We start from the raw sequence: 21,874 nt of genomic DNA, 5'->3' as shown, positions 1-21,874 counted from the left end.
GCAGCAGTGGCCGCCGACAGCGGGGTGCGCCGATGACGACCGCGGACATGGACCGGCGGTGCGGCACATGCCGGACTCGGCACACGCTGTCAGATCTTGACGGCGGCGACCCGCTCCACGGTGCCCCACTTGAGCTGCTCGGCGTCGGTGACCCGCAGACCGGCGGCGGCGAGCATCGGCAACGGACGCCGGGTCATGTGCTCCCCGGCCGTGCGGACGGTGACCAGCTCGATCAGCTTCTGTAGGGCCCAGACCGGCCACCAGCGGCTGCCGATGTGGTCCAGCAGCAGGAGTCGGCCGCCGTGGCGCAGCACCCGCGCCATCTCCGCGATCGCCGTGCCGTGGTCGGGGATCGCGCAGAGCGACAGCGCGCAGACCACCGTGTCGAACGACCCGTCGGCGAACGGCAGCGCCTGCGCGTCGCCCGCGCGCAGATCGGCGGGTACGCCGAGCTCGGTCGCCCGCCGCCGCGCGATGTCGAGCATCGCCGGGCTGAGCTCGATCCCGGTCAGCCGCACGTCGGTCGGGTAGAACGGCAGGTTGCGGCCGGTGCCGACGGCGACCTCCAGGACATCACCGGTGGCGCGGGAGCAGACCCATTCCCGGCCGCCCGCGAACTGGATGCGTTCGAGGAACCCGATGCTGCTGTCGTAGCGTGGCGCCACCGAGTCCCACACCCGCTTGGCCTTCGCCGTGGGATCCTCCCTCATCCGCCCACCATAGGCCCGGGAGGCATCCCGTACTCGGATTCAGGCCTACTACTACCAAAGACGCGGTCCGCCCGACGAACCTGAACCTGTAGCGGATCTGGAGGAAAGCTTCAGCCGGCGTCCGTAGTGTCGCGCCAGATGCACATATAGCGATGGATGTGACACATGATCCGAAGCTCCTGGCGCCCCGTGTGCGGTGCCGCAGTCGCCATCATGCTCGGTGCGGTCCTCGCAGCACAGCCAGCCGTCGCGTCCGAACCTCGTCCCCTGGCCGCACCGGCCGACGAGGCACAGGACTTCCCCTTCCCCGGGGCCGACACGATCGCCCTGCACGACGGCTCCAACAGGTACATCACCTATGGCGCCAGCTCCGGCGGGCGCAAGGTCCCCTACGCGATCTCCGGCTCCGGCGACACGGTCGGCACCTCCCCGACGGTCGTCGGGGACGCCATGCCCGGCGGGGGTGGCGACTGGGTGGAGGCCGGCGCCGGGATCTGGACGCCGGGCGCGTTCTACCTCGTCAAGGATGGCGTCGGCCGCTATTACCTCTTCTACACGGCGATCCACAAGAACGACAACGACCGCCGGTGCATCGGCGTCGCCTCCTCGACCAGTCCCTTCAGCGGTTTCCGCGCCGAGCCCACCCCCATCGTCTGCCCCGACAAGGGCGACCGCTGGGCGCTGGACGCCGACGTCACCACCGGGCCCGAGGGCGCGATCTGGATGACCTGGCGCGACGGTCAACGCGCGGAGGGCCTGGAGTCGGCACTGTCGGTGATGATGCTGAAGTTCAACACCAACGGCACCGTCGATCGCAACTCCGACCCGGTCGTCATCATGCGCAGCGATGCCCTCGCCTGGGCCCACCATCAGGACGGCGGCGGCGTGACCGTCATCGAGAACCCGAGCGCGCTGTTCCACAACGGCTCCTGGTACCTGTTCTACTCCGGCAACAGCTGGTCGACCAACTTCTACTCGACCGGGATCGCCTACTGCGGTGCGAAGATCGACGACGGCCTGTGCAGCCAGCTGCCCGGCCCGAACCGCGCCTGGTTCTCCTACTCGGGCCCCGCCACGCATCTGCCGGACAGCCTGCGCCTTTACGGCCTGCCCGGCAACAAGCGCGGCCCCGGCGCGATGGATGTCTACCGCGCCCGCGACGGCAAGCCCTGGGTCACCTGGAACTACCTCAGCGACGAGGGCGGACGCAAAAGCAGGGTGGGTCGCCTCGTCATCACCGGGTCGGGCGCGAACGCCGACTTCAAGGTCGCACTCTAACGAAAGGAACACCCATGCAGATCAAGAGACAATGGCTGGTACGCGGTGCCGGCGCTCTCATCAGCACGGCAGCACTGGTGGCGGCCCTTCTCCCGGCAAGCCCCGCAGCGGCGGTGAACGTGACCTTCAAGGCCGGTTCGCTGAACATCTACAACGGCCTCACCCAGGCCGAGTTCGTCCACGATCTGAACCTGATCGCGTCGAAGGCAGACCTGATCGGTCTCAACGAGGTCGGCAACCGCAAGGCGTTCCTGCAGGACTGGGCGGCCGACAACGGCTGGTGGCTCTACTCCCCCGGCTCCACCAACCAGGCGGGCGAGGCCCTGATCGCCAAGAAGAGCATGTTCGACGTGCTCGACAAGGGTTCGATCTTCGTCTGCGACACGAACGGTCCGGGTGAGGTGCCGCCCGCCCGCTACAACAACTGGGTGAAATACCGGCACAAGGCGACCGGACGCAACGTCATCCACCTCAACGCGCACGCCGTCGCCGGGATCGACGACAACGGGCGGCCGGAGAACCTGCCGCGGACCGACTGCGCGGAGAAGCAGTTCCAGGGCATCAAGAACCTGGCGGTGAGCAAGAAGGACGAGGGGCAGGTCATCTTCAGCGGCGACCTCAACGTCGACTTCAGCGCCGACCGGGCATACGGGTACGCGAAGTTCCCGTGGAAGGTCTTCGAGGCCAACGAGCTGCCGAACCTGCGCTCCTCCTTCAACCTCTACGGCGAGAAGGGGACCGGCACGCACGGCAGCCGGCACATCGACTACATCTACTTCTGGAAGCGGGTCGAGTCGTCCCAGGTGATGTGGATGACCGGCTACGACATCGTCGGCGGCACCAACTCCGACCACAACGGCATCGTGGCGTACTTCTCGATCTCGATGTGATGCGTACCTCCGTCGGTCGCGGGGCGGCCTCGACCGCCCCGCGACCGACGCGGTCAGTAGCGCGCGGCGACGGCGGTGGCGAGCGGCTTCAGCGTCGAGACGATCACGTCCGCGGCCGGTGCGTCGGCGTCCCGATAGAACACCGTGGCCACGGAGAACGCCAGGCTCCCGTCGAGCACGAAGAGCGTTCCGGCGCCCTTCTCCTTCAGGTGGTAGGCGGCGTCGCCCAACCCGGCCAGGGGCTGCGCGCCCGGCGACCAGTATTCGTCGAACTTCGCCTTGGTCCAGCCGTAGCCGTCCTTGGTGTCGGCGGGCGCGGGCAGGACCACGAGCACCTGGAGGACGAGGTAGCGGTCACCGCTCTTGCTGTCCCATTCGCACTGCTTCGTGCCGGCGCCGTTCTTGGTCCGCGACTCCCCCGCCGGCTGGGTGAGGGCCGCCGCCACCTCGGCCGGGGTCACCATCGCGCAGGGGTCCAGGTCCGCCTGCTTGCCCGGGGCGGCGGCCGACGCCGCACCGGCCGGCGGGTTCGGCTGTGTCGAGCTCTCCGTACCGCAGGCGCCCAGAGCCGCCGTGGCGAGAAGCGCCGTCGCTGCGATTGCGTACCGAACGCGCATTTCATCTCCTTCGATGGGCTATGACCCGGCACATCGTAGGGTGCGGCGACAACCGTCAGACCGGCAGCAGTTCATCGACGAGTACTCGAACCCGGTCGCGGATCTCGTCGCGGATCACCCGGACCGGCTCGATGCCCTGGCCTGCGGGATCGTCGAGCTCCCAGTCGAGGTGCCGTTGCCCGGGGAAGTAGGGGCAGACGTCGCCGCAGCCCATCGTGACGACCACAGTGGATGCTTCGGACGCCTCCGGCGTGAGGATCACCGGCGTCTGCCCGGTGATGTCGATGCCGACCTCGGCCATCGCCTCGACCGCGACGGGGTTGATCCGGTCCTTCGGAGCCGAGCCGGCCGAGCGGACCTCGACCCGGTCTCCGGCGAAGTGGCGCAGCCATCCGGCGGCCATCTGGGACCGGCCGGCGTTGTGCACGCAGACGAAGAGTACGGCGGGCTTGTCGGTCATCGCAGGCTCCCTGGATCAGTCACGTTGTGCAGCAAAGCGTGGCGGGGCGGTATAGCACCAACTCTTGAAGAGTTGCGGCGATCTTGGGTCAAGGGCTCGCCGTCAGGGCGGTCGCACCGGCCGTGGGTTTCGGGTAGAAGAGCATCACCGCGGCCGCCCCGGCCACGAGGCCGACGAGCTGCGCGAGGACGAAGCCGGGGACGGAGCCGGGTGCGATCCCGGCGAAGGTGTCGGTGAACGCCCGACCGATCGTCACGGCCGGGTTGGCGAACGACGTCGAGGAGGTGGACCAGTAGGCGGCACCGATGTAGGCGCCGACGGCGGCCGGGGCGAGCGACCCCCGGCCGGATCTCGTCAGCGCGAAGACCAGCAGGATCAGGCCGAAGGTGGCGGCGGTCTCGCCCAGCCACAGGCCCGCCCCGGTCCGGACCTGCGTCGACCGGGTGATGGGCGCCAGCGCGTACATGAGATTGGCCAGGACCGTCCCGGCGACCGCGCCGGAGACCTGCGCCAGGGCGTAGAGCCCGGCCTCGGGCGCGGTGAGGCCGTCGGCCCCGCGGCGGTGCAGCCACCAGCTCGCGGCGGAGACGACCGGGTTGAAGTGGGCGCCGGAGACCGGACCGAAGATCAGGATGAGTACGCCCAGGGCGAGCATCGTCGCCACCGAGTTCTCCAGCAACTGGAGGCCGGCGTCGCCGGGCGAGAGCCGCGCCGCCGCGATGCCGGACCCGACGACCGCGGTGACGAGCAGGGCGGTCCCGAGGAACTCCGCCGCCAGGCGTCGCGGCAGCGCGGCACTCATCGACCGGCCGCAGCGTGCTCGGTGGTGTCGAGCAGGTGCGCGAGGCCGGCGAGCGCACCCGGGACGAGCCGGTAGTAGACCCAGGAGGCACGCCGCTCGGAGGTGACGAGACCGGCTTCCCGCAGCACCTTCAGGTGGTGCGAGATGGTGGGTTCGGAGACCTCGAACGACGGGGTCAGGTCGCAGACGCACGCCTCGCCGCCGGCGTGGGACGCGATGAGCGAGAGCAGCCGCAGCCGCACCGGGTCCGAGAGCGCCTTGAACACGGCCGCGATCGACACCGCCTGCTCGGCGGTGAGCGGGTCCCGGACGAGGGGCTCGGTCGCGCAGTCCAGGACGGGCAGGTTTCGCCGCTGGTCGGCCATCGGCACCTCCGGGTTTCATCAGCATCGAATTCGAGGAGAGCTTAACTCGATGGTTCTCACATCAAAAGCCAGGGCCTACCATCGCGGGGTATGCGGATGAATTACCTGCTCCGGCCCATGGTCGCGGCGGACGCCGAGGCAGTCCTGCGGATCTACCAGGCGGGCCTCGACACCGGGCACGCCAGCTTCGAGACCGCCGCACCGACCTGGGCGGCGTTCGATGCCGGACGGCTGCCCCGCCACCGCCTCGTCGCCGTGACCGGCACCGGCACGGTCTCCGGCTGGATCGCCGTGTCGGCGGTGTCGGCGCGCCCGGTCTACGCGGGGGTGGTGGAGCACTCCGTCTACGTCGACCCGGCGGCCGCGGGTCGCGGGATCGGCGCCGCCCTGCTCGATGCGCTCATCGCCGACACCGAGGCGGCCGGGGTCTGGACCATCCAATCAGGAATCTTCCCCGAGAACGGGGGCAGCCTGCGCCTGCACGAGCGCGCCGGGTTCCGCGTCGTCGGCCGCCGCGAACGCATCGCCCGCCACCACGGCTCCTGGCGGGACGTACTGCTCCTGGAGCGGCGCAGCCCGCAGATCACCTGACAGTCTGACTTGACAGTCGTCTAACTAGAAGGCAGTCTAAACATCTGATTCGAACATCATCAAATCAAAGAACGGATCCCCGTGAACCCGTACCCCGTGATCGTCGTCGGCGCCGGACCCGTCGGCCTCGCCGCCGCAGCCCACCTCGCCGAGCGCGAGCTCTCCTTCCTGGTCCTGGAGGCAGGCGACCGCCCGGCCGCCGCCGTCGCCGAGTGGGGCCACGTGCGCCTCTTCTCCCCGTGGCGCTACAACACCGATTCCGCCGCCGCTCGGCTGCTCGCCGCGACCGCGTGGACCGCGCCCGACCCCGAGCGGCTGCCCACCGGCGATGAGCTCATCACCGGATACCTGCGACCCCTCGCCGGACTGCCCGCCATCGCACCCCACATCCGCTACGGGGCCAGGGTGGCGGCGGTGACCCGGCAGGGCTTCGACCGGGTCCGCACCGCCGGCCGCGACGAGGCACCGTTCCTGGTCCGCCTCACCTCCGGCGAGGAACTCCTGGCCCGCGCGGTCGTCGACGCCTCGGGTACCTGGACCGCCCCCAACCACCTCGGTGCCTCCGGCATCCCCGCCATCGGCGAGGCCGCCACGGACCGGATCGCCCACGCCCTGCCCGACGTGCTCGGGGCCGACCGCGATCGCCACGCGGGCCGGCACACCCTCGTCGTCGGCTCCGGGCACTCCGCCGCGACCACCCTGCTCGCCCTCGCCGAGCTCGCCGAGCAGGCACCCGCCACGACGATCACCTGGGCCATCCGCGCCGGTGGCGCCGCCCGCACCTATGGCGGGGGCGATGCCGATGCCCTGCCCGCACGCGGGAAGATCGGCAGCCGGCTCCGCGATCACGTCGACACCGGCCGGGTACGCCTCGTCACCGGCTTCTTCACCCACCGCGTCACCACGACCGGGGACGGTGTGGCGGTGGTCAGCCGTGACCCCTACGGCACCGAGCAGACGCTCACCGCCGACATCGTCGTCAACGCGACTGGATTCCGCCCGGACCACTCGATCACCACCGAGCTGCGGCTGGACCTCGACCCGACCATGGGAGCCACCCGGGCGCTCGCGCCACTGATAGACCCCAACCGGCACTCCTGCGGCACCGTTCCGCCGCACGGCGTCGACGAGCTCGCCCACCCCGAGCCGGGCTACTTCGCCATCGGCGTCAAGTCCTACGGCCGGGCGCCGACCTTTCTGCTCGCCACGGGCTATGAGCAGGCACGGTCGGTCGTCGCCGCGCTCGCCGGGGACTGGGCGGCCGCCCGCGACGTGCGCCTGGAACTGCCCGCGACCGGCGTCTGCTCCACCAGCGAGCCGAGTACACCCGGCGCCGTCGGCCGCGGGCTCGCCACCGGTGTCAGCGGCGGCCTGCTCACCCTGCCGCTCGCCGGTGGCGACTGCTGCGCAAGCCGCTCGTAGATCTTGTGCGTATGTCCTGATAGGCCGAAATTCGCCATCGGGACCGACGCAATTCGCCATGGTGGATGGACACCAAATCGTCTTGGTCGACGTAGCATTTGGCCTGATCACTAGCAATATTCATAGTATTCAAGCGTTGCCGGAATTCACCTCCGATGGCAACGCGGCGACCAGCGGACACCCTTCAGCACGTCGTCGCACAAGGAGTCCGCTCCTGCACCTGAACTACCAGGAAGGGCAGGCATGATCCATCACCTCGCACTGATCGCGCACGACCGGTACAAGGAGGTCATGGTCGATTGGGCGGTCCAGCACCGCCAGGCGCTCGCCCGGCACCGGCTCTCCTCGACCGCCACCACCGGCCAGCTGATCCGGCATGCCACCGGGCTCGACGTCGACCTCTACCTCTCCGGCCCGCAGGGCGGCGACCAGCAGATCGGCGCCCTGATCGCCGAGGGCGACATCGGCGTCCTGATCTTCTTCTGGGACACCCTCTTCTCCCACGCCCACGAGCCTGATGTCCGCGCCCTGCTGCGGCTCGCCGTGCAGGCGAACATCCCGCTCGCGTGCAACGTCGCCACCGCGGATTACCTGCTCGCCTCGACCCTGCTCGCACCGTAGCCGAACCGGCCGCAGGCCACCGGGTTCTGACTGACACGAAAGAGTAATTGACGTGTGGCAGCAGAGAATGCATCGTTCGGAAGCCACATATTCTCAAAGGGTGGCGGACATCGATATCGGCGTGGGTGAGCGGCTGGCCCGGCGCCGACGGGAGCGGGGACTCACCCGACGGGCGGTGGCGGAGCTCGTGGGCCGCAGCGACGAGTGGCTCCGGCAGATCGAGAACGGCGCCGCCCGGCTCGACAGCATCGAGGTGCTGGTCCGGCTCGCCGACATCCTCCACCTGCCGGACTTCCGCGACCTGATCGATGTGCCACCGCCCCGCCACTCGGCCGAGGCGGCCGACGACTGGACCGAGCTGCGCGCCGCCATCCTCGACCACCCCATCCCCGCCGACCCGCCGGACTCTCCCATCATCGGCACCACCGTCGAGGAGCTGTGGGAGGTCTGGTGGCACGGCAGCAACCGCTACTCCGCGATCAGGCCGCAGCTGCCGGGCGTGGTGCGGCGGATCCGACGGCAACGGCTGCTCGACACCGGACCCGACCTCGCCGCGCAGACCGTCGCGACCTACCACCTGGCCAGGTCGGTGCTCGGTCGGATCGGCGAGCGGAACCTCGGCTACCTCGTGGCCGACCGGGGGATGCAGGCGGCGACCCACCACTGCGCGCAGCAGATCGCGGTCGCGCAGCGCAACCTCGCCATGGCCTCGCTACAGGCCGGGGAGCACGCGGAGGCGGCCCGGCACTCGGAGGCTGCGATCCGGATCGTCCGGGACCGCGCGCCGCTCGACGGCGACGATCTCGTGGCGTTGGGCAGCCTGATCGCGATCCTCGCCAAGGCGCGGGCTCGGCGGATCGAACCGGTCCAGGCCCGGTCCGCCCTGGCGGAGCTCGCGGAGCTCGCCGCAGCCACCGGCGCCGACCGGCAGGTCGACAAGGTCTGGTTCGGCACCTGCGAGGCCGAGCTGGTCCAGATGCACGTGGAGCTGACCCTGGGCAATCCCGACCGGGTCATCCGCCAGGGTCACGAGACGACCGACGCGGCGGGCGACTACCCGGTCAACATGCGGTTCGCCCGGGATGCGCTGCTGGCCAACGCCTATGCCCGGCGCAAGGACGACGCGTCGGCGGTGCTGGGACTGCTGCGGATCGAGCGCATCGCGCCGCAGGAGCTCCGCTACGACCGGTCCATCCGCCACACCCTCGGCATGCTGCTGCGCCGCGACCGGCCGTCGGTGCGGGCCGAGGTCGGCCGGATGGCCCGGATCGCGGAGATCATCTGATGCCCGCGTCACAGTGCGCGCAGGTATGCCTCCCAGGTCGCCTTCGGCGAGACCACGGGTCCGTCGTCCGGGTTGCGGTTGGCGAGACCGTTGAGGCCCAGGTAGTAGTCACCGGACTGGTGCTGGGCCGCCGTCGACTGATCGGTGTCGCCGAGTGCGATCGCGTGCACGTGGTAGGGCCAGTCGCCCTGCGACGGTGTGCGTACCCACGCTGCGAAGCCCACGACCCGCAGCTGCCGCGCGACGTTGACCCGCAGGCTCGACGACATGCCGTCGGTGACGACGTCGAACGCGCCGCCGCCGTCGTGCGTCCCGGCCGAGCTCGGGTCGCCGCCGACGTTGTAGGAACCCTGGCTGAGCGCGAGCGTCCGGCCGAGCAGCCGCTCGGCCTCCACGAGCATCGCCTTGGTACGCGTGTTGAGCTGCACTCCGTGGTAACTGACCCGGCTCCCCGGCGTGTAGGACCGGGCCACGGTGAAGCGCCCGTCCCCGAGCAGCCGCAGCGAGGTCGGCCCCGGCAACCCGGTGGCGTCGAGCCCGGTGTAGCCGAGCGACCGCTGGTAGGCGGCGTAGGCCTCGATCGTCCGGGTGCCGAAATGGCCGTCCACATAGGTCGCCGACAGCAGCCCCTTCGCCTGCAGCGCGCCCTCCACCAGCAGCACGCTGTCGCGGCTGCCGGGCGTGATGGCCGAGTCGGCGCGGCGCGGATCGATCTGCGCCGCCTTGACCACCGCCTCCATGTCGGCCGACGGCAGCGCCGCGTGGGCGGCCTGCCCGCCGATCGTGGCGGGCACCGCGGTGGCGAGTGCGGCTGCCAGCAGATTTCTCCGAGTGGACATCAGGCCTCCAGGTGCGGACGAGACGGCGCCTCGATCCGTGCCCGCCAACGTAGGTTCGGCCGCTACAACTTCGATATAGATACGCATCAACCGGGTCAGGCGCCGTAGCGGCGATGGCGGGCGGCGTAGGAGCGCAGCGCCCGCAGGAAGTCGACGTGCCGGAATCCGGGCCAGTAGACGTCGCAGAAGTAGAGCTCCGAGTACGCCGCCTGCCACAGCAGGAAGCCGGACATCCGCTGCTCGCCACTGGTCCGGATGATCAGGTCCGGGTCGGGCTGGCCGCTGGTGTAGAGGTGCGCCGCGATGTCGTCGGCGGTCAGCCGCTGGGCCAGGTCCTCGAGGGCAGTGCCCCGCCGGGCTTCGTGGTCGAGCAGGGACCGCAGGGCGTCGACGACCTCCTCGCGGCCGTCGTAGCCCACGGCGACGGTGAGGTGGAAGGTGGCGTCGTGCTCGCTGGTGGCGTCCTGGGCGAGCTTCAGCGCGTGCCGGGTCGAGTCGGGCAGGGCGTCCAGCCGCCCGGCGAGGTGCAGCTGCCACACACCGGTGCGGTGCGACATCCGCTCGGCGACGATGCGTTCGATCACGTCCATCAGGAACTGGACCTCGCCGGATGCCCGCTTGCGCAGGTTGTCGGTCGACGCCACGAAGACCGTCACGTGGCTGATCCCGGCCTCGGCGCGCCAGTCCAGCACGTCGTCGATGTGCTCGGCGCCGTACCGGTGGCCGACGCTGGGGTTGTCGAAACCCTGCTGGCGCGCCCATCGGCGGTTGCCGTCCATCACCATCGCGACGTGGCGCGGGATGGGACCCCGGGCGAGCTGCGACCGGAGCCGCCGGGCATAGAGCCGGTAGAAGGCGTTCTTGACGATTCTCACCGGGCAGAAGCTAATAACGGTTCCCGGCCTGCGGTCCGGTCTTCACGCAATCACCACAAGCTCCGGTCGACCTGTCGTCCGTCCACACAGGCCGAACAGCCGACGCCGCCGACCGCCTGCCCGGTGCGATCATGCTGCCACGGAGGCGGACGAACGGAGACGGCGATGGCACTGCTGGCGGACCGGTGGCGGATCGTCGCCGCGGCACTGATGCTGTTCGGCGTCGTGGCGCTCGGCTTCGGCGCCTACAACCTGCGCACCTGGACCTGGGACACCGCGACGGGGCTGGTGGAGTCCTGCGCCACGCGCTCCGTCCCGACCGCCAACGGCAAATACCGCACGGAGCACTGGTGCGCCGTCACCTGGACCGCGGACGGCGCCACGCACCGGGCCGATGTCAACTTCAGCGAGAGCAACGCCGGCACCGAGCAGAAGCTCGCCGTCAACGGCGACACCGCCGTCTCCTACACGACGCGCTACATGAGCCTGGTCTTCACCGGTATCGGTGCCGCGATGCTGGTCGGCGGCGTGATCCTCTGGCGTCGGCGCTCCCGGGCGTAACCGCTCGCTGGCTTCTCGGTGATCCACACAGGCCGAAAAGCCGACATCACCCGCTCCCCCGCCAATGCGATCATGCTGCCACGGCGAGCGGGCGGACACGGGCGGAGACGGCGATGGCACAGGCAGGCAGTCGGCGGGGAAAGATCGGGTCGGCGCTGATGCTGATCGGCGTGATCGCGCTCGGGTTCGGGGCCTACAACCTGCGCGCCCTGACCTGGGACACGGAGACCGGGTCGGTGGACTCCTGCGTCACGCGCAGCACCCGCAGCAGCAACAAGAGCGGCAGCTCGCAGTACACGTCGCACCAGGACTGCACGGTCACCTGGACGGCGGGCGGCACGAAGCACCAGGCCAAGGTCACCTTCGACGGCGGCAAGGACCTCTCGCGTACCGAGCAGAAGATCTCCGTGAAGGGCGGGACCGTCGTCGCCTACGCGGACCGCTACACGGGTCTGCTCTACGCCGGCGGCGGAGCGCTGATGATCGTCATCGGCCTGGTCCTCTGGTCGCGGCGCCCCCGGCTCTGACCCGGCCTGGGCGCTCGTCCAAGCCTGGCACGGGGTGCCGCTATGGGCGTCTGGTCAACTGACCGAAGCTCGGGCGAGAAAACATCCCGGCCGGCGAGAGCTGTGTCGAGATCCCGGATCGAATGATCCAGTTCTTCACGCAAGGAGACTGAATGGCGAGCCTGACCGTAGCCGAGTTCGAGGCGACGATCCGACGCTTCGACCGCGAGTCAGTGCACCTGGAGATGCGCGACGCGTACGGAACCGAGGTCGAACTGCCGCACATGGCTGCCTGGGCTGCAGGCGAGCCCGATGATCTGGCATGGCTGCAGCCGTGGTGCGATGACGTGCGAGATTTCGTCGCTGCGGGCAAGTCGCTGCGGCGTGCCCGCGTCATTTCCGAGCCATTATCGGATTACCAGCGCTGGGCCTATGAAGTCTCCGGGCCGATCCAGGACGCAGGCGAGGACCACCGCTGGGTGCCGCGCCGGCTGGTCTCCTCGATCGCGTTCCCCGGAAACGACTTCTGGATGCTTGATCACCGAGTGGTGATCTTCCATCACTACGCCGGCAACGGCCGCAACATCGACTTCACGACCAGCACGGACCCCCATGACATCGAGCTGTGCACCACAGCGTTCGAGGCCGTATGGCAGCTCGGTGTGCCACACCGCGAGTACAAGCCCGGCTGAAGTGTCTGGCAAAGAACAGCGAGCGAGAGAAGCATTCGGCAACCGTCTCCGGGAGATCCGCCTTGACGCGGGTCTTTCGGGGCGGCAACTCGCTGACGCGACCGGATTCCACCCTACGAAGGTGTCTCGCGTCGAGCACGGCGGGCAAAGCCTCTCGGACGCCGACATCCGAGCCTGGTGTGCCGCGTGTGGCGCGGACCTGCAGGCACCCGACCTCATCGCGCAGATGCGTGCCGTCGACACCCTCTATCGCGACTACCGCCATGACGCCCGCCGCGGCCTACGCCACCTGCAACTGCCAGGCGCTGCCCGAGGACGACGTCGAAACCGCCAACGCCATCAGGATGCAACGGCAGCGCGTGCTGTACGAGGGCGACCGCCGGTTCGTCTTCCTGCTGGCAGAGCAGGTGCTCTATAGCCAGGTTCCATCCGCGAGCGGGATGGTCGAGCAGCTCGATCGCATGGTGGAGGTCATGGGACTGCCGCGCGTATCCCTGGGGATCATCCCGGCGACCTGCGGGATGGGCGCGCACACGCAGAACTCGTTCTGGATGTTCGACGACACACTCGTACAGGTCGAGACGCTGACGGCAGGGCTGGACATCACTCGGCCCGAAGAGATCGAGTCGTATCTGGTGGCCTTCGAGAGAATGCGACAGGCTGCAGCGCTGGGTCGCAACGCGAGAGCGTTGATCGCCAAGGCCAGGCATGAGTTCCTGCAGCAGGCCGCGATGGAGTAGAGCGCGGCCTGGGTACTACCGGCTGCGGCTCGGCCCTCCCGCTTCTAGGAGAGCCGGACCGGCAGGTGCTCCAGGCCGCGGAGCAGGATGCCCGGCCGCCACTGGAGCCCGTCGAGCGACCCCTCCAACCGCATCCCCGGGAACCGGCGCAGCAGCGAGCCGACGGCGATCTCACCCTCCAGCCGGGCCAGCGGCGCGCCCAGGCAGTAGTGGATGCCGTAGCCGAAGGCGAGGTTCTGCTGCGTCCTGGCGCGAGCCGGGTCGAAGGCCTCCGCTTCGGCGAAGACCGCGCCGTCGTGGTTCGCCGAGAGCAGCGAGATGGCGACGATCTGCCCGGCCGGGATGGTCTGGCCGCCGTAGGTCACCGGCTCCTCGGTCATCCGGAAGGTGGAGGTCTTGACCGGGCTCTCGAACCGCAGGACCTCCTCGATCGCCGCCGGCATGAGCGTGGCGTCGGCGGCGAGCGCGGCCGCGGTCTCGGGGCGCTGCAACAGGAGGTAGAGCGCGTTGCCGATGAGGTTGACCGTCGTCTCGTGCCCCGCGACCAGCAGCAGGAAGACGAGCGAGGTGAGCTCGTCCTCGGTGAGCCGGTCGCCGCTGTCGGTGGCGTCGATGAGGGCGCTGAGCAGGGCATCATCCGGCTTGCGGCGCTTGTCGGCGATGAGTTCGCGGGAGTAGGCCGCGATCGAGGTGACCGCGTCGCCCATCGCCCCCGGGTCGGCCTGGCTGCTGGTGACGATGGCGTTGGACCAGCCGCGGAAGCTGGCCCGGTCCACCTGCGGTACGCCGAGAAGCTCGCAGATCACCGTGAACGGCAGCGGGAAGGCGAAGTCGTCGATGATGTCGGCCGTCTCCCGACCGGCGAGCGCATCGAGCAGTTCGTCGGTGATCTCCTGGACCCTCGGGCGCAGCCCGTCGACGCGGCGGGCGGTGAAGGCGGCCGAGGCGAGTTTGCGCAGCCGCATGTGGTCGGGCGGGTCGGCGTTGAGCATGTGCTGGCTGACCGCCTTGTCGACCAGCACCGGGAACGGCGAGTTGGTCGCGAAGGCCTTCTTGGTCAGGCGCGGGTCGGCGAGGGCCTGCCGGGCGTCGTCGTACCCGGTGATCATCCAGCCCTCCATGCCGGGGCCGACTGCGAACCGGTGGGCCGCCGCGGCAGCGCGCAGCTCGGCGAGCAGTTCATGCGGGCGCGCGGTCAGCTCGGCTTCAGTCAGCTCCATGCGTCGATTCTGCTCGATCTATCGATCTATGGACAGGGAATCCGGGTCACGGATTTCGACCCTCGCGGTAGTTTCGATGCGTGCCGTCGACACCCGTACCCGGATCGCTGCCGCCGCTGGCGGAGTCGCTGGTGCGGCTGCGGCGGGCGGCCAGGCTGAGCCAGCGGGCCCTCGCCGAGCGCACCGGGCTGAGCGAGCGGGCCATCCGCGACCTGGAGAAAGGCGTCACGACCCGCCCGCACGCCTGGTCGCTGCGGGCGATCGCCGACGCGCTGGGCCTCGACGACCGGGCCCGTCAGGCGCTGCTCGACGCCGCCGCCGAACGCCCCCCGGCAGTGCCCCAGCCGTTCGAGGACGGCGATCCGATGGTGGGACGCTCGGCCGAGCTGGCGCGCCTCGCCGACCTCGTCCAGGGGCGCCGGCACCGCCTGGTCACCCTCACCGGCGCCGGTGGCATGGGCAAGTCGCGGCTCGCCGCCGAGCTCGCGGCACACCTGCGCCGCGTCGGCACCGAGGTCGCGTTCGTCGATCTGTCCGCACTGGACGATCCGGCGCTCGTCGGCGAGGTGGTCGCCGAGTCCGTGCGGGCCGGTGGGCGGTCGCGGCTCGACCCGGTGTCCCGGATCGCCGCCGAGCTGCGCGGGAGCCGCCTGGTGCTCGTCCTGGACGGCTTCGAACGCCTGCTCGACGCCGCCACGGTGGTGGCGCGGCTCGTCGCCGCCTGCCCGGCGCTCAGCGTCGTCGTCACCAGCAGGCTGCCGCTGCGGGTGGCCTCGGAACGCGAATTCCGGCTGGATCCGCTGCCCGTGCCCGGCCCCGACGAGCCCGATATCGCCGAGATGCCGTCGGTGCGGCTGCTCCTCGCGCGGACCCGTCACGATTTCACGCTCACGCCGCAGAACGCGGGCGCGGTCGCGGCGATCTGCCGCGCGGTGGAGGGCCTCCCGCTGGGATTGGAGCTGGCGGCGGCACGGCTGCGGGTGCTCTCCCCGCAGGAGCTGCTGGACCGGCTCGCCCAGCCGCTCGCGGTGCTCAGCGGCAACACCCGCGACGCGCCGCCGCGGCACCGGTCCCTGCGCGCGGCGATCGAGTCCAGCCTCGACGTGCTCGGCGGACCCTCCCGACACCTCTTCACCTCGCTCGGTGCCTTCCCCGCCGGGGTCCGCCTCGCCGACCTGGAGGAGATCACCGCCCGCGACGGCACCGATCCGGGCCTCGTCCTGGGCGCGCTCGCCGATCTCGCCGACGCGAGCCTCATCCGCCTGCGCGCCGAGCCCGGCGGCACCCGCTACACGCTGCCGGACGCGATGCGCGAGCTCGCCGCCGAACAGCTCGCGCTCCACCCCGACGCGGTCACCCTGCGCGGGCACGTCTCCGGTCACTACCTCGGCCGGGTGCGGGCCGCGGCCCAACGCCCGGACGGCTCCGGGTACGCCGACCTCGAACCCGACCGCGACAACGTCCGTGCCGCCGTGACCTGGTCCCGCCACCACCACCCGGCGGTGTTCGACCTGGCCACGGTCGACGCCCTCTACCGCCTCTTCGAGCTGCGGGGCCGGTTCGCCGAGGGCCGTGCCACCCTCACCGCGCTCGCCGATGCCGCCGTTCCGGCCCGGTCCCGGGCGCTCGTGCGGGCCGGGCGGCTCAGCCACCACGTCGGCGACCTGGAGACCGCTCGCGACCTGGGCCTGCAGGCGCAGCAGGCGGCCGAGTGCGACGACCACGAGGGGCAGGCGCTCGCCGGGATGCTGCTCGGCAGCCTCGCGATCGAGCTCGACCCCGCGCAGGCCCAGCCGATCCTCACCCAGGCACTCGGTGCCGCGAAGGCCCACGGTGAGGACGGCCTGATCGGCCGGGCCCTCAACAACCTCGCCGCGGCCACCGCCAACACCGGCGACCTGCCCGAGGCTCAGCGGCTCATGCGGGAGGCGCTCCAGGCGAAACGCCGCGCCGGTGCATCCGATGTGGACACCGGCCGTACCCTGATGAACCTCGCGGAGCTGGCACTCGCCGACGGCCGCTGGCTCGCGTCGGCCACCCACGGCAGTGAGGCGGCGACCGTGCTGGGGCGGGCCGAGGACCCGCGCCTGCAGGCATACGCGCTGTCGATCGTCGCCGTCGCCCGTCTGCGCGAATCGCCGTCGGGCGACACCGGCGCCCTCGTCGCGCTCGCCACCAGGGCGGTCGAGCTGCTGGACCGGATCGGTGAGGACCGGTCGATGCGGGGGCTCGTCCGGGCCCGGTTCAGCGTGGTCCTGCGCGGCGCGGGCGAGGTCACCCGGGCGATCGAGGAGCTCACCGGCGCCGCCGAGTCGCTGCGCGGCGGATGCCTGCCCTACCAGGTCGCGCCCGTCATCGAGTCGCACGCCGAGCTGATCGCCCCCGCCGACCCAGAGACGGCGGCGCTCCTGCTCGGTCTCGCCACCGCGATGCGCGGCCGCACCGCCACCACGCCGCCCTCCCCTGTGGACAGGTATGGAAGCGGGATCGCCCTCTACGCAGGCGATCCCGCTTCCGGTCTGCTCGCCGCCGCGCAGATCATGCGCGGCGAGATGGAGAACACCCGTCACCGCAAGATCGTCACAACTCTTCAAGAGTTGTGACGATCTTGCGGTGCTGTCGGCGGTCAGTCAATGGGCGTTCAGCCGATCAGGCCGCTGACGTAGGTCTGGTTCAGCCGGGTCGCGGTGACCTTGACGAACAGCAGCGTCGTGTTCGCCGTCGCGGAGCTGGTGTTGCAGCGCAGCGCCGTCCCGCCGGAGGCGGCGAGGTTGCCGACGACGTTGAGCGCGAGCACGCGGCGCTCGTTCACCGCGGTCAGCGTGGTGAAGCTGTCGTCGAAGTTGGTGCCGAGCTCCAGCCGGCAGGCGACCGTGATGTCCTCGCTGTTGTTGTTGAGGACGGTCAGCTTCGCGGTGATGCTGTAGGCACCCGCCGGCAGGTCCAGGCCCATCGTCTTCTTCCCGGTGCCGGTGAGGCTCTGCGAATCTCGGAAACCGTTCGCCGCCTCGCCGACGAGGGGGAACGTGGCCTGCACGACGGCGGCGGTGGTGGGCTGCGGTTGAGCGGACGAGCTGCTCACGACCCCGAAGACGGCGGTGGCGATGATTGCGGCAAGGATGCCGATCCTGCGGTACATCGTTCTCCTCATTCCTGCGAGGCCGGTTGCCTCGCCTGGAACCAGGTTCGCCGGATCCCGGTCGGGCGGGCAGATCCGTGCCGCTGAACTGCCGCCCAAACTGCCGGTTCCGCCGCTGCGTTCGCCGGTCACGTTGTGCAGCAAAGCGTGGCCTGCGACGCGAGAATGGCCACGCTTTGCTGCACAACGTGACGTGGGGGCGGGGCGGCGTACCCCGCGGGGTTGGGTCAGACCAGGCGGGCGGCGGTGAGGAGCTGGACCAGGTCGATGGCGGCCTCGCCGGTCCAGACGACCGACGCGGCGGCGAGCAGCACCGGCAGGAGCCGCCAGGCGGGCGGGGCGAGGCGGCGCGGCTGCAGCAGGTGGGTGACCCGGCGCGGCGTGACCCCGCCGGACGAGGCGGCGTTCAGCCCGGCCGAGACGGGGGCGTGCCCGGCGAGGGCGGCGACCCCGATGGCGTGCGCGACCGTACGCCGACTGCCGACCGTCTCGGCCGCGCGCTCGTCGGCGGCCCGCTCCACCAGGTAGCCGACGTGCCGGGCGACCCAGCGCAGTGCGGGGTGGGCCGATGCGGCGAAGTCGGCGAGCGCGACGAGCCGATGATGGCGGCCGTCGAGGTGGGCGTGCTCGTGAGCGAGCAGCGCCTCGAACTGCGGCCCGGTGAGCAGCCCGCGCATCCCGGTGGTGACGACGATCCGGCCGGGATCGCCGGGGACGGCGAAGGCCTGCGCGCGGGCATCGTGGATCTCGACGACCGGGCCGCCGCCACCCGGGAGCAGCTCCGCGGCCGCGGCGAGGACGCGGCGGCGCCGGTGCCGGCTCCAGAGCACCGACGACACGGAGGCGACGAGCAGCCCGGCGCTGACCGGCGGCACCCAGGCGACGTGGGCGGTGTCGTGGGCGACGAGGTGCGGCGACAGGCCGAACGCGGCGGCGACCGCGGGCGTCTGCGCGATCGCCTTGGCGGTGAGCAGCGCCAGGTTGAACAGGCTGGCGACGGCGGCGACGGCTGCGGACCAGGCCACGACGACGGCGGCGGTGGCCGGGCGCAGGCGGTCGGCGACGAGCCGGACCGCGACCACGATCAGCGGCGGGACCACGAGTACCGACCAGACGAAGTGATCGAACATGCCCGCCTCCCCTGCCGACCGGTCGAGTCTGCCACGGATAGAGTCGGCGGCGATGAGCACCTCACCGCCACCCGCCGATGCCGATCCGGGCGGTCGGCGACGCTCCGGTCAGCTCGAATCCCAGATCGTCACCGTCCTCATCGAGGCGGGGACGGCGCTGACCCCCGGCGAGGTACGCGACCGGCTGGAACCCGCGTCCCTCGCCTACAGCACCGTGGTGACCACGCTGACCCGCCTGCACGACAAGGGCGCCGTACGCCGCGAGCGCGTCGGGCGGGCCTACCGCTACGGCGCGGTGCAGGACGCGGCCGGTCTCGTCGCGGAGCGGATGTCGCGGATCCTGGCCGCGGAGTCCGACCACACGTCGGTGCTGCGCCGCTTCGTCGGCGGTCTCGACCGGCGTGACGAGGAGATCCTGCGCGATCTGCTGCGCGAGCAACCCGAGTCATAGTCGTCCAGCCCAGATGCAATTCAGGGATATCAATTTCGTCAAGACCGGCCCCTCGGGGCAGTAGAGACTTTTGTCAGATGTTTAACTAAGACGTGGTCAAGGACGCGGGGGTGGCAGGATACGGGGTGCCAGGACTCCGACCGCCAGCGTGTTCACCTCCGCGACCAGGCGACGGCCCAGCCGGCAGCCCGCCGACGACGTCGGGCGCGTCCGACCATCAGCGCGTCCACCACACGGCGGACGTGCCGACGACGCATCGCAGCCAGGCCACCCCTTGATCATTTCCCCGGCACAGCCCGACAATCGTGCCGCTGGTCCGCCGCAGGCGTGAAAGGAACTCCTCGTGAACACCCCGCTGCCCTACCTCGACCCCTCCCTGGCGATCGCCGAGCGGGTCACCGACCTCATCGGACGAATGACGCTGCCCGAGAAGGTGGGGCAGATGCTCCAGCTCACGGCACGTTACGGCGTCAGCCCTCTGATCGAGGAGATGCATGTGGGGTCGATCCTGCACGCATCGCCCGACCGGGTCGTCGAGGCGGCCGAGCTCGCCGGACAGACCCGGCTGGGCATCCCGCTGCTCGTCGCCGAGGACTGCATCCACGGCCACTCCTTCTTCGAGGGCGCCACGATCTACCCCACCCAGCTCGGCATGGCCGCGACCTGGAACGCCGAACTCGTCGAGCGCGTCGCCCGCGCCACCGCCGTCGAGGTCGCCGCGACCGGCATCCACTGGACCTTCTCCCCCGTCCTGTGCATCGGTCGCGACCTGCGCTGGGGCCGGATCAGCGAGACCTTCGGCGAGGACCCCTTCCTCATCGGCGAGCTCGCCTCGGCGATGGTCCGCGGCTACCAGGGCGACGGCCTCGCCGATCCGACCGCGATCCTCGCCTGCGCCAAGCACTTCGCCGGCTACTCCGAGACGCAGGGCGGCCGCGACGCCAGCGAGGCCGACATCTCCCGCCGCAAGCTGCGCTCGTGGTTCCTGCCGCCGTTCGAGCGTGTCGCCCGCGAGGGCTGCCGCACCTTCATGCTCGGCTACCAGTCGATGGACGGCGTTCCGATCACCATCAACAACTGGCTGCTCGGCGAGGTCCTGCGCGGCGAGTGGGGCTACACCGGGACGCTCGTCACCGACTGGGACAACGTTGGCAGGATGGTCTGGGAGCAGCACGTCTGCGCCGACTACACCGAGGCCGCGACGGCAGCCGTCAAGGCGGGCAACGACATGGTGATGACGACGCCCGGCTTCTTCGAGGGCGCGCTGGACGCCGTCGCCAAGGGCCTGCTGGAGGAGAAGGAGATCGACGGCGCGGTCCGGCGCATCCTCACCCTCAAGTTCGAGCTCGGCCTCTTCGAGAACCCGCGCCGCCCCGACCGGGCCCGCCAGGCCGAGGTGATCGGCAGCGCCGAGCACGCCGCCATCAACCTCGAGGTCGCCCGGCAGTCGCTCGTCCTGCTCCGCAACGACGGCACCCTGCCCCTGTCCGGCGGTTTCACCGCGGGCCCCGACGGCCGGGGCACCGGCGGCGACGCCGCCCCGCGCACGATCGCGATCATCGGACCCAACGCCGATGACCCGCACACCCAGCTCGGCGACTGGGCGGGCGCTTCCGGCCAGGCCGAGTGGCTGCCCGAGGGCCACCCCCGCCACATGATCCAGACCGTCCTCGACGGCTTCCGCGACCACGTTCCGGCCGGGTGGACCGTCACCCACGCGCGCGGCGCCGACATCCTCAGCACCGGACCCGACCCCGAGGGCGAGTTCTTCCCCGACGGCCAGCCCCGCCCGCACGTCATCCAGCCCGCCCAGCCCGACCAGGGCCTGATCGCCAACGCCGTGACGACGGCGCTCGCCGCCGACTACGTCGTCGCGGTCGTCGGCGACTGCATCGAGCTCGTCGGCGAGGGCAAGTCCACCGCCACCCTGGAGCTCATCGGCGGCCAGGTCGCGCTGCTCGACGCGCTCGCGGCGACCGGCAAGCCCCTGGTCGTGGTCCTGATCAGCTCCAAGCCGCTGGTCCTGCCGCCGTCCACCCACGGTGCCGCCGCGATCGTCTACGCCGCCAACCCGGGCATGCGCGGCGGCCGGGCCATCGCCGAGCTCGCGCTCGGCCTCATCGAGCCCGTCGGCCGCCTGCCGATCTCCTTCGCCCGCCACGCCGGCCAGCAGCCCACCTACTACAACCAGATCCGCGGCCAGCACGGCACGCGGTATGCCGACCTCACCCAGGTCCCGGCCTTCGCCTTCGGCGAGGGCAAGAGCTACACCACCATCGAGTACGCCGACCTGCGCCTCGCCACCGCCGCGCTCGCCACCGGCGACACGGTGTCCGCCCAGGTCACCCTGCGCAACACCGGCACCCGCCCCGCCGTCGAGACCGTCCAGGTCTACGTCAGCGACACGGTCACCTCGGCGACGTGGGCGGAGAAGGAGCTCAAGGCCTACCGGCAGGTGCCGCTGGCGCCCGGCGAGACCCGGGTCCTCGAGATCGACCTGCCCGTCGCCGACTGCACCTTCGTCAACGCGGCCGGCGAGCGCGTCGTCGAGGCGGGCGCCTTCGAGCTGCTCGTCGGCGCGTCGTCCCGCGACGAGGACCTGCTGCGCGTCGGATTCACCGTCGCCTAGCGAGCTGCAAGATCGGCGCAACTCTTCAAGAGTTGCGCCGATCTTGCCGGC

General features: G+C 70.8%; 23 protein-coding genes and 1 pseudogene. 14 read left to right on the top strand and 10 right to left on the bottom strand.

Annotated elements, in window-relative coordinates; all coding sequences use genetic code 11:
• Window positions 1-89: 89 nt before the first annotated feature.
• Window positions 90-710 carry a class I SAM-dependent methyltransferase gene (locus tag F4553_RS38535; protein ID WP_184846454.1) on the bottom strand — a complete coding sequence of 207 codons (621 nt, stop codon included), beginning with the start codon at window positions 708-710 and terminating at the stop codon, window positions 90-92.
• A gap of 165 nt (window positions 711-875) precedes the next feature.
• On the opposite strand from F4553_RS38535, the gene F4553_RS38530 reads away from it, so the two are divergent.
• Both F4553_RS38530 and F4553_RS38525 read left to right on the top strand, forming a co-directional pair.
• Window positions 876-1,988 carry a family 43 glycosylhydrolase gene (locus F4553_RS38530; RefSeq protein WP_184846452.1) on the top strand — a complete coding sequence of 371 codons (1,113 nt, stop codon included), beginning with the start codon at window positions 876-878 and terminating at the stop codon, window positions 1,986-1,988.
• Between the two features lie 14 nt (window positions 1,989-2,002).
• A complete protein-coding gene (locus tag F4553_RS38525; RefSeq protein WP_184846450.1) occupies window positions 2,003-2,878 on the top strand; it encodes an endonuclease/exonuclease/phosphatase family protein in 876 nt (291 codons plus the stop codon).
• A gap of 53 nt (window positions 2,879-2,931) precedes the next feature.
• Here the strand turns inward: F4553_RS38525 and F4553_RS38520 are convergent, their stop codons facing one another.
• The 4 genes from F4553_RS38520 to F4553_RS38505 form a co-directional block, all read right to left on the bottom strand.
• Window positions 2,932-3,495, bottom strand: coding sequence for a DUF3558 family protein (locus F4553_RS38520; protein ID WP_184846448.1), 564 nt, complete (start codon window positions 3,493-3,495; stop codon window positions 2,932-2,934).
• A gap of 55 nt (window positions 3,496-3,550) precedes the next feature.
• The gene (locus F4553_RS38515; RefSeq protein ID WP_184846446.1) at window positions 3,551-3,955 is read right to left on the bottom strand and encodes an arsenate reductase ArsC; all 405 of its coding nucleotides are present in this window, start codon (window positions 3,953-3,955) and stop codon (window positions 3,551-3,553) included.
• Between the two features lie 88 nt (window positions 3,956-4,043).
• Window positions 4,044-4,757 (bottom strand): aquaporin, encoded by a 714-nt coding sequence (locus tag F4553_RS38510; protein WP_184846444.1) that lies wholly within the window; start codon window positions 4,755-4,757, stop codon window positions 4,044-4,046.
• Window positions 4,754-5,122 (bottom strand): ArsR/SmtB family transcription factor, encoded by a 369-nt coding sequence (locus F4553_RS38505; RefSeq protein ID WP_184846442.1) that lies wholly within the window; start codon window positions 5,120-5,122, stop codon window positions 4,754-4,756. The genes F4553_RS38510 and F4553_RS38505 overlap by 4 nt, the downstream gene beginning before the upstream one ends.
• 90 nt (window positions 5,123-5,212) lie before the next feature.
• Here F4553_RS38505 and F4553_RS38500 point away from each other — a divergent pair, with 90 nt between their 5' ends.
• The 4 genes from F4553_RS38500 to F4553_RS38485 all read left to right on the top strand — a co-directional run bounded on the left by F4553_RS38500 (window position 5,213) and on the right by F4553_RS38485 (window position 9,041).
• Window positions 5,213-5,713 carry a GNAT family N-acetyltransferase gene (locus tag F4553_RS38500; RefSeq protein ID WP_376776342.1) on the top strand — a complete coding sequence of 167 codons (501 nt, stop codon included), beginning with the start codon at window positions 5,213-5,215 and terminating at the stop codon, window positions 5,711-5,713.
• An 81-nt stretch (window positions 5,714-5,794) separates the two neighbouring features.
• The gene (locus tag F4553_RS38495) at window positions 5,795-7,135 is read left to right on the top strand and encodes an FAD-dependent oxidoreductase (RefSeq protein ID WP_184846440.1); all 1,341 of its coding nucleotides are present in this window, start codon (window positions 5,795-5,797) and stop codon (window positions 7,133-7,135) included.
• A gap of 243 nt (window positions 7,136-7,378) precedes the next feature.
• Window positions 7,379-7,756, top strand: coding sequence for a methylglyoxal synthase (locus F4553_RS38490; RefSeq protein ID WP_184846437.1), 378 nt, complete (start codon window positions 7,379-7,381; stop codon window positions 7,754-7,756).
• A 100-nt stretch (window positions 7,757-7,856) separates the two neighbouring features.
• Window positions 7,857-9,041: a helix-turn-helix domain-containing protein gene (locus F4553_RS38485; RefSeq protein WP_184846435.1), complete on the top strand. Its 1,185-nt coding sequence runs from the start codon at window positions 7,857-7,859 to the stop codon at window positions 9,039-9,041.
• A gap of 8 nt (window positions 9,042-9,049) precedes the next feature.
• On the opposite strand, the gene F4553_RS38480 is transcribed toward F4553_RS38485, so the two are convergent.
• Together F4553_RS38480 and uppS are read right to left on the bottom strand one after the other, a co-directional pair.
• Complete coding sequence (locus F4553_RS38480) at window positions 9,050-9,880, bottom strand: peptidoglycan-binding domain-containing protein (protein WP_184846433.1); 831 nt, start codon at window positions 9,878-9,880, stop codon at window positions 9,050-9,052.
• A 95-nt stretch (window positions 9,881-9,975) separates the two neighbouring features.
• Entirely contained in the window at window positions 9,976-10,755 is a 780-nt protein-coding gene (gene uppS / locus F4553_RS38475) for a polyprenyl diphosphate synthase (RefSeq protein ID WP_184846431.1), read from the bottom strand.
• Between the two features lie 165 nt (window positions 10,756-10,920).
• On the opposite strand from uppS, the gene F4553_RS38470 reads away from it, so the two are divergent.
• The 5 genes and pseudogenes from F4553_RS38470 to F4553_RS41560 all read left to right on the top strand — a co-directional run bounded on the left by F4553_RS38470 (window position 10,921) and on the right by F4553_RS41560 (window position 13,254).
• On the top strand, window positions 10,921-11,316 hold the full coding sequence (locus F4553_RS38470) for a hypothetical protein (RefSeq protein ID WP_184846429.1): 396 nt from the start codon (window positions 10,921-10,923) through the stop codon (window positions 11,314-11,316).
• Between the two features lie 113 nt (window positions 11,317-11,429).
• Window positions 11,430-11,843: a hypothetical protein gene (locus F4553_RS38465; protein WP_184846427.1), complete on the top strand. Its 414-nt coding sequence runs from the start codon at window positions 11,430-11,432 to the stop codon at window positions 11,841-11,843.
• Between the two features lie 152 nt (window positions 11,844-11,995).
• The gene (locus tag F4553_RS38460) at window positions 11,996-12,514 is read left to right on the top strand and encodes a DUF6879 family protein (RefSeq protein WP_184846425.1); all 519 of its coding nucleotides are present in this window, start codon (window positions 11,996-11,998) and stop codon (window positions 12,512-12,514) included.
• Window positions 12,435-12,656, top strand: a pseudogene (locus F4553_RS41565) (helix-turn-helix domain-containing protein); the annotation flags it as partial. The gene F4553_RS38460 and the pseudogene F4553_RS41565, both read left to right, overlap by 80 nt.
• A gap of 121 nt (window positions 12,657-12,777) precedes the next feature.
• Window positions 12,778-13,254: a DUF5753 domain-containing protein gene (locus tag F4553_RS41560; protein ID WP_246468024.1), complete on the top strand. Its 477-nt coding sequence runs from the start codon at window positions 12,778-12,780 to the stop codon at window positions 13,252-13,254.
• A gap of 44 nt (window positions 13,255-13,298) precedes the next feature.
• On the opposite strand, the gene F4553_RS38450 is transcribed toward F4553_RS41560, so the two are convergent.
• Window positions 13,299-14,474 carry a cytochrome P450 family protein gene (locus tag F4553_RS38450; RefSeq protein WP_184846423.1) on the bottom strand — a complete coding sequence of 392 codons (1,176 nt, stop codon included), beginning with the start codon at window positions 14,472-14,474 and terminating at the stop codon, window positions 13,299-13,301.
• Window positions 14,475-14,554: 80 nt separating this feature from the next.
• Between F4553_RS38450 and F4553_RS38445 the strand changes: the two genes are divergently transcribed.
• The gene (locus tag F4553_RS38445; protein ID WP_184846421.1) at window positions 14,555-17,077 is read left to right on the top strand and encodes an ATP-binding protein; all 2,523 of its coding nucleotides are present in this window, start codon (window positions 14,555-14,557) and stop codon (window positions 17,075-17,077) included.
• Window positions 17,078-17,115: 38 nt separating this feature from the next.
• Here the strand turns inward: F4553_RS38445 and F4553_RS38440 are convergent, their stop codons facing one another.
• Both F4553_RS38440 and F4553_RS38435 read right to left on the bottom strand, forming a co-directional pair.
• Window positions 17,116-17,613 carry a hypothetical protein gene (locus F4553_RS38440; RefSeq protein ID WP_184846419.1) on the bottom strand — a complete coding sequence of 166 codons (498 nt, stop codon included), beginning with the start codon at window positions 17,611-17,613 and terminating at the stop codon, window positions 17,116-17,118.
• A gap of 227 nt (window positions 17,614-17,840) precedes the next feature.
• Complete coding sequence (locus F4553_RS38435; RefSeq protein ID WP_184846417.1) at window positions 17,841-18,743, bottom strand: M56 family metallopeptidase; 903 nt, start codon at window positions 18,741-18,743, stop codon at window positions 17,841-17,843.
• A 52-nt stretch (window positions 18,744-18,795) separates the two neighbouring features.
• On the opposite strand from F4553_RS38435, the gene F4553_RS38430 reads away from it, so the two are divergent.
• Both F4553_RS38430 and F4553_RS38425 read left to right on the top strand, forming a co-directional pair.
• Window positions 18,796-19,194, top strand: coding sequence for a BlaI/MecI/CopY family transcriptional regulator (locus tag F4553_RS38430; RefSeq protein ID WP_184846415.1), 399 nt, complete (start codon window positions 18,796-18,798; stop codon window positions 19,192-19,194).
• A gap of 343 nt (window positions 19,195-19,537) precedes the next feature.
• Window positions 19,538-21,823: an exo-beta-d-1,3/1,6-glucosidase gene (locus F4553_RS38425; RefSeq protein WP_184846413.1), complete on the top strand. Its 2,286-nt coding sequence runs from the start codon at window positions 19,538-19,540 to the stop codon at window positions 21,821-21,823.
• Window positions 21,824-21,874: the final 51 nt, after the last annotated feature.

Source organism: Allocatelliglobosispora scoriae (genome assembly GCF_014204945.1).
In the GTDB taxonomy this organism is placed as follows: Bacteria; Actinomycetota; Actinomycetes; order Mycobacteriales; family Micromonosporaceae; genus Allocatelliglobosispora; species Allocatelliglobosispora scoriae.
This window is presented reverse-complemented; position numbering and strand designations above follow the sequence as displayed.

Bases quoted from the DNA above. Each gene is read 5' to 3' on its own strand.
- F4553_RS38430 (WP_184846415.1), top strand. From the start codon at position 18,796: ATGAGCACCTCACCGCCACCCGCCGATGCCGATCCGGGCGGTCGGCGA.
- F4553_RS38470 (WP_184846429.1), top strand. From the start codon at position 10,921: ATGGCACTGCTGGCGGACCGGTGGCGGATCGTCGCCGCGGCACTGATG.
- F4553_RS38505 (WP_184846442.1), bottom strand. From the start codon at position 5,122: ATGGCCGACCAGCGGCGAAACCTGCCCGTCCTGGACTGCGCGACCGAG.
- F4553_RS38530 (WP_184846452.1), top strand. From the start codon at position 876: ATGATCCGAAGCTCCTGGCGCCCCGTGTGCGGTGCCGCAGTCGCCATC.
- F4553_RS41560 (WP_246468024.1), top strand. From the start codon at position 12,778: ATGACGCCCGCCGCGGCCTACGCCACCTGCAACTGCCAGGCGCTGCCC.
- F4553_RS38500 (WP_376776342.1), top strand. From the start codon at position 5,213: ATGCGGATGAATTACCTGCTCCGGCCCATGGTCGCGGCGGACGCCGAG.
- F4553_RS38525 (WP_184846450.1), top strand. From the start codon at position 2,003: ATGCAGATCAAGAGACAATGGCTGGTACGCGGTGCCGGCGCTCTCATC.
- F4553_RS38460 (WP_184846425.1), top strand. From the start codon at position 11,996: ATGGCGAGCCTGACCGTAGCCGAGTTCGAGGCGACGATCCGACGCTTC.
- F4553_RS38510 (WP_184846444.1), bottom strand. From the start codon at position 4,757: ATGAGTGCCGCGCTGCCGCGACGCCTGGCGGCGGAGTTCCTCGGGACC.
- F4553_RS38450 (WP_184846423.1), bottom strand. From the start codon at position 14,474: ATGGAGCTGACTGAAGCCGAGCTGACCGCGCGCCCGCATGAACTGCTC.
- F4553_RS38520 (WP_184846448.1), bottom strand. From the start codon at position 3,495: ATGCGCGTTCGGTACGCAATCGCAGCGACGGCGCTTCTCGCCACGGCG.
- F4553_RS38490 (WP_184846437.1), top strand. From the start codon at position 7,379: ATGATCCATCACCTCGCACTGATCGCGCACGACCGGTACAAGGAGGTC.
- F4553_RS38465 (WP_184846427.1), top strand. From the start codon at position 11,430: ATGGCACAGGCAGGCAGTCGGCGGGGAAAGATCGGGTCGGCGCTGATG.
- F4553_RS38535 (WP_184846454.1), bottom strand. From the start codon at position 710: ATGAGGGAGGATCCCACGGCGAAGGCCAAGCGGGTGTGGGACTCGGTG.
- F4553_RS38480 (WP_184846433.1), bottom strand. From the start codon at position 9,880: ATGTCCACTCGGAGAAATCTGCTGGCAGCCGCACTCGCCACCGCGGTG.
- F4553_RS38515 (WP_184846446.1), bottom strand. From the start codon at position 3,955: ATGACCGACAAGCCCGCCGTACTCTTCGTCTGCGTGCACAACGCCGGC.
- F4553_RS38440 (WP_184846419.1), bottom strand. From the start codon at position 17,613: ATGTACCGCAGGATCGGCATCCTTGCCGCAATCATCGCCACCGCCGTC.
- F4553_RS38435 (WP_184846417.1), bottom strand. From the start codon at position 18,743: ATGTTCGATCACTTCGTCTGGTCGGTACTCGTGGTCCCGCCGCTGATC.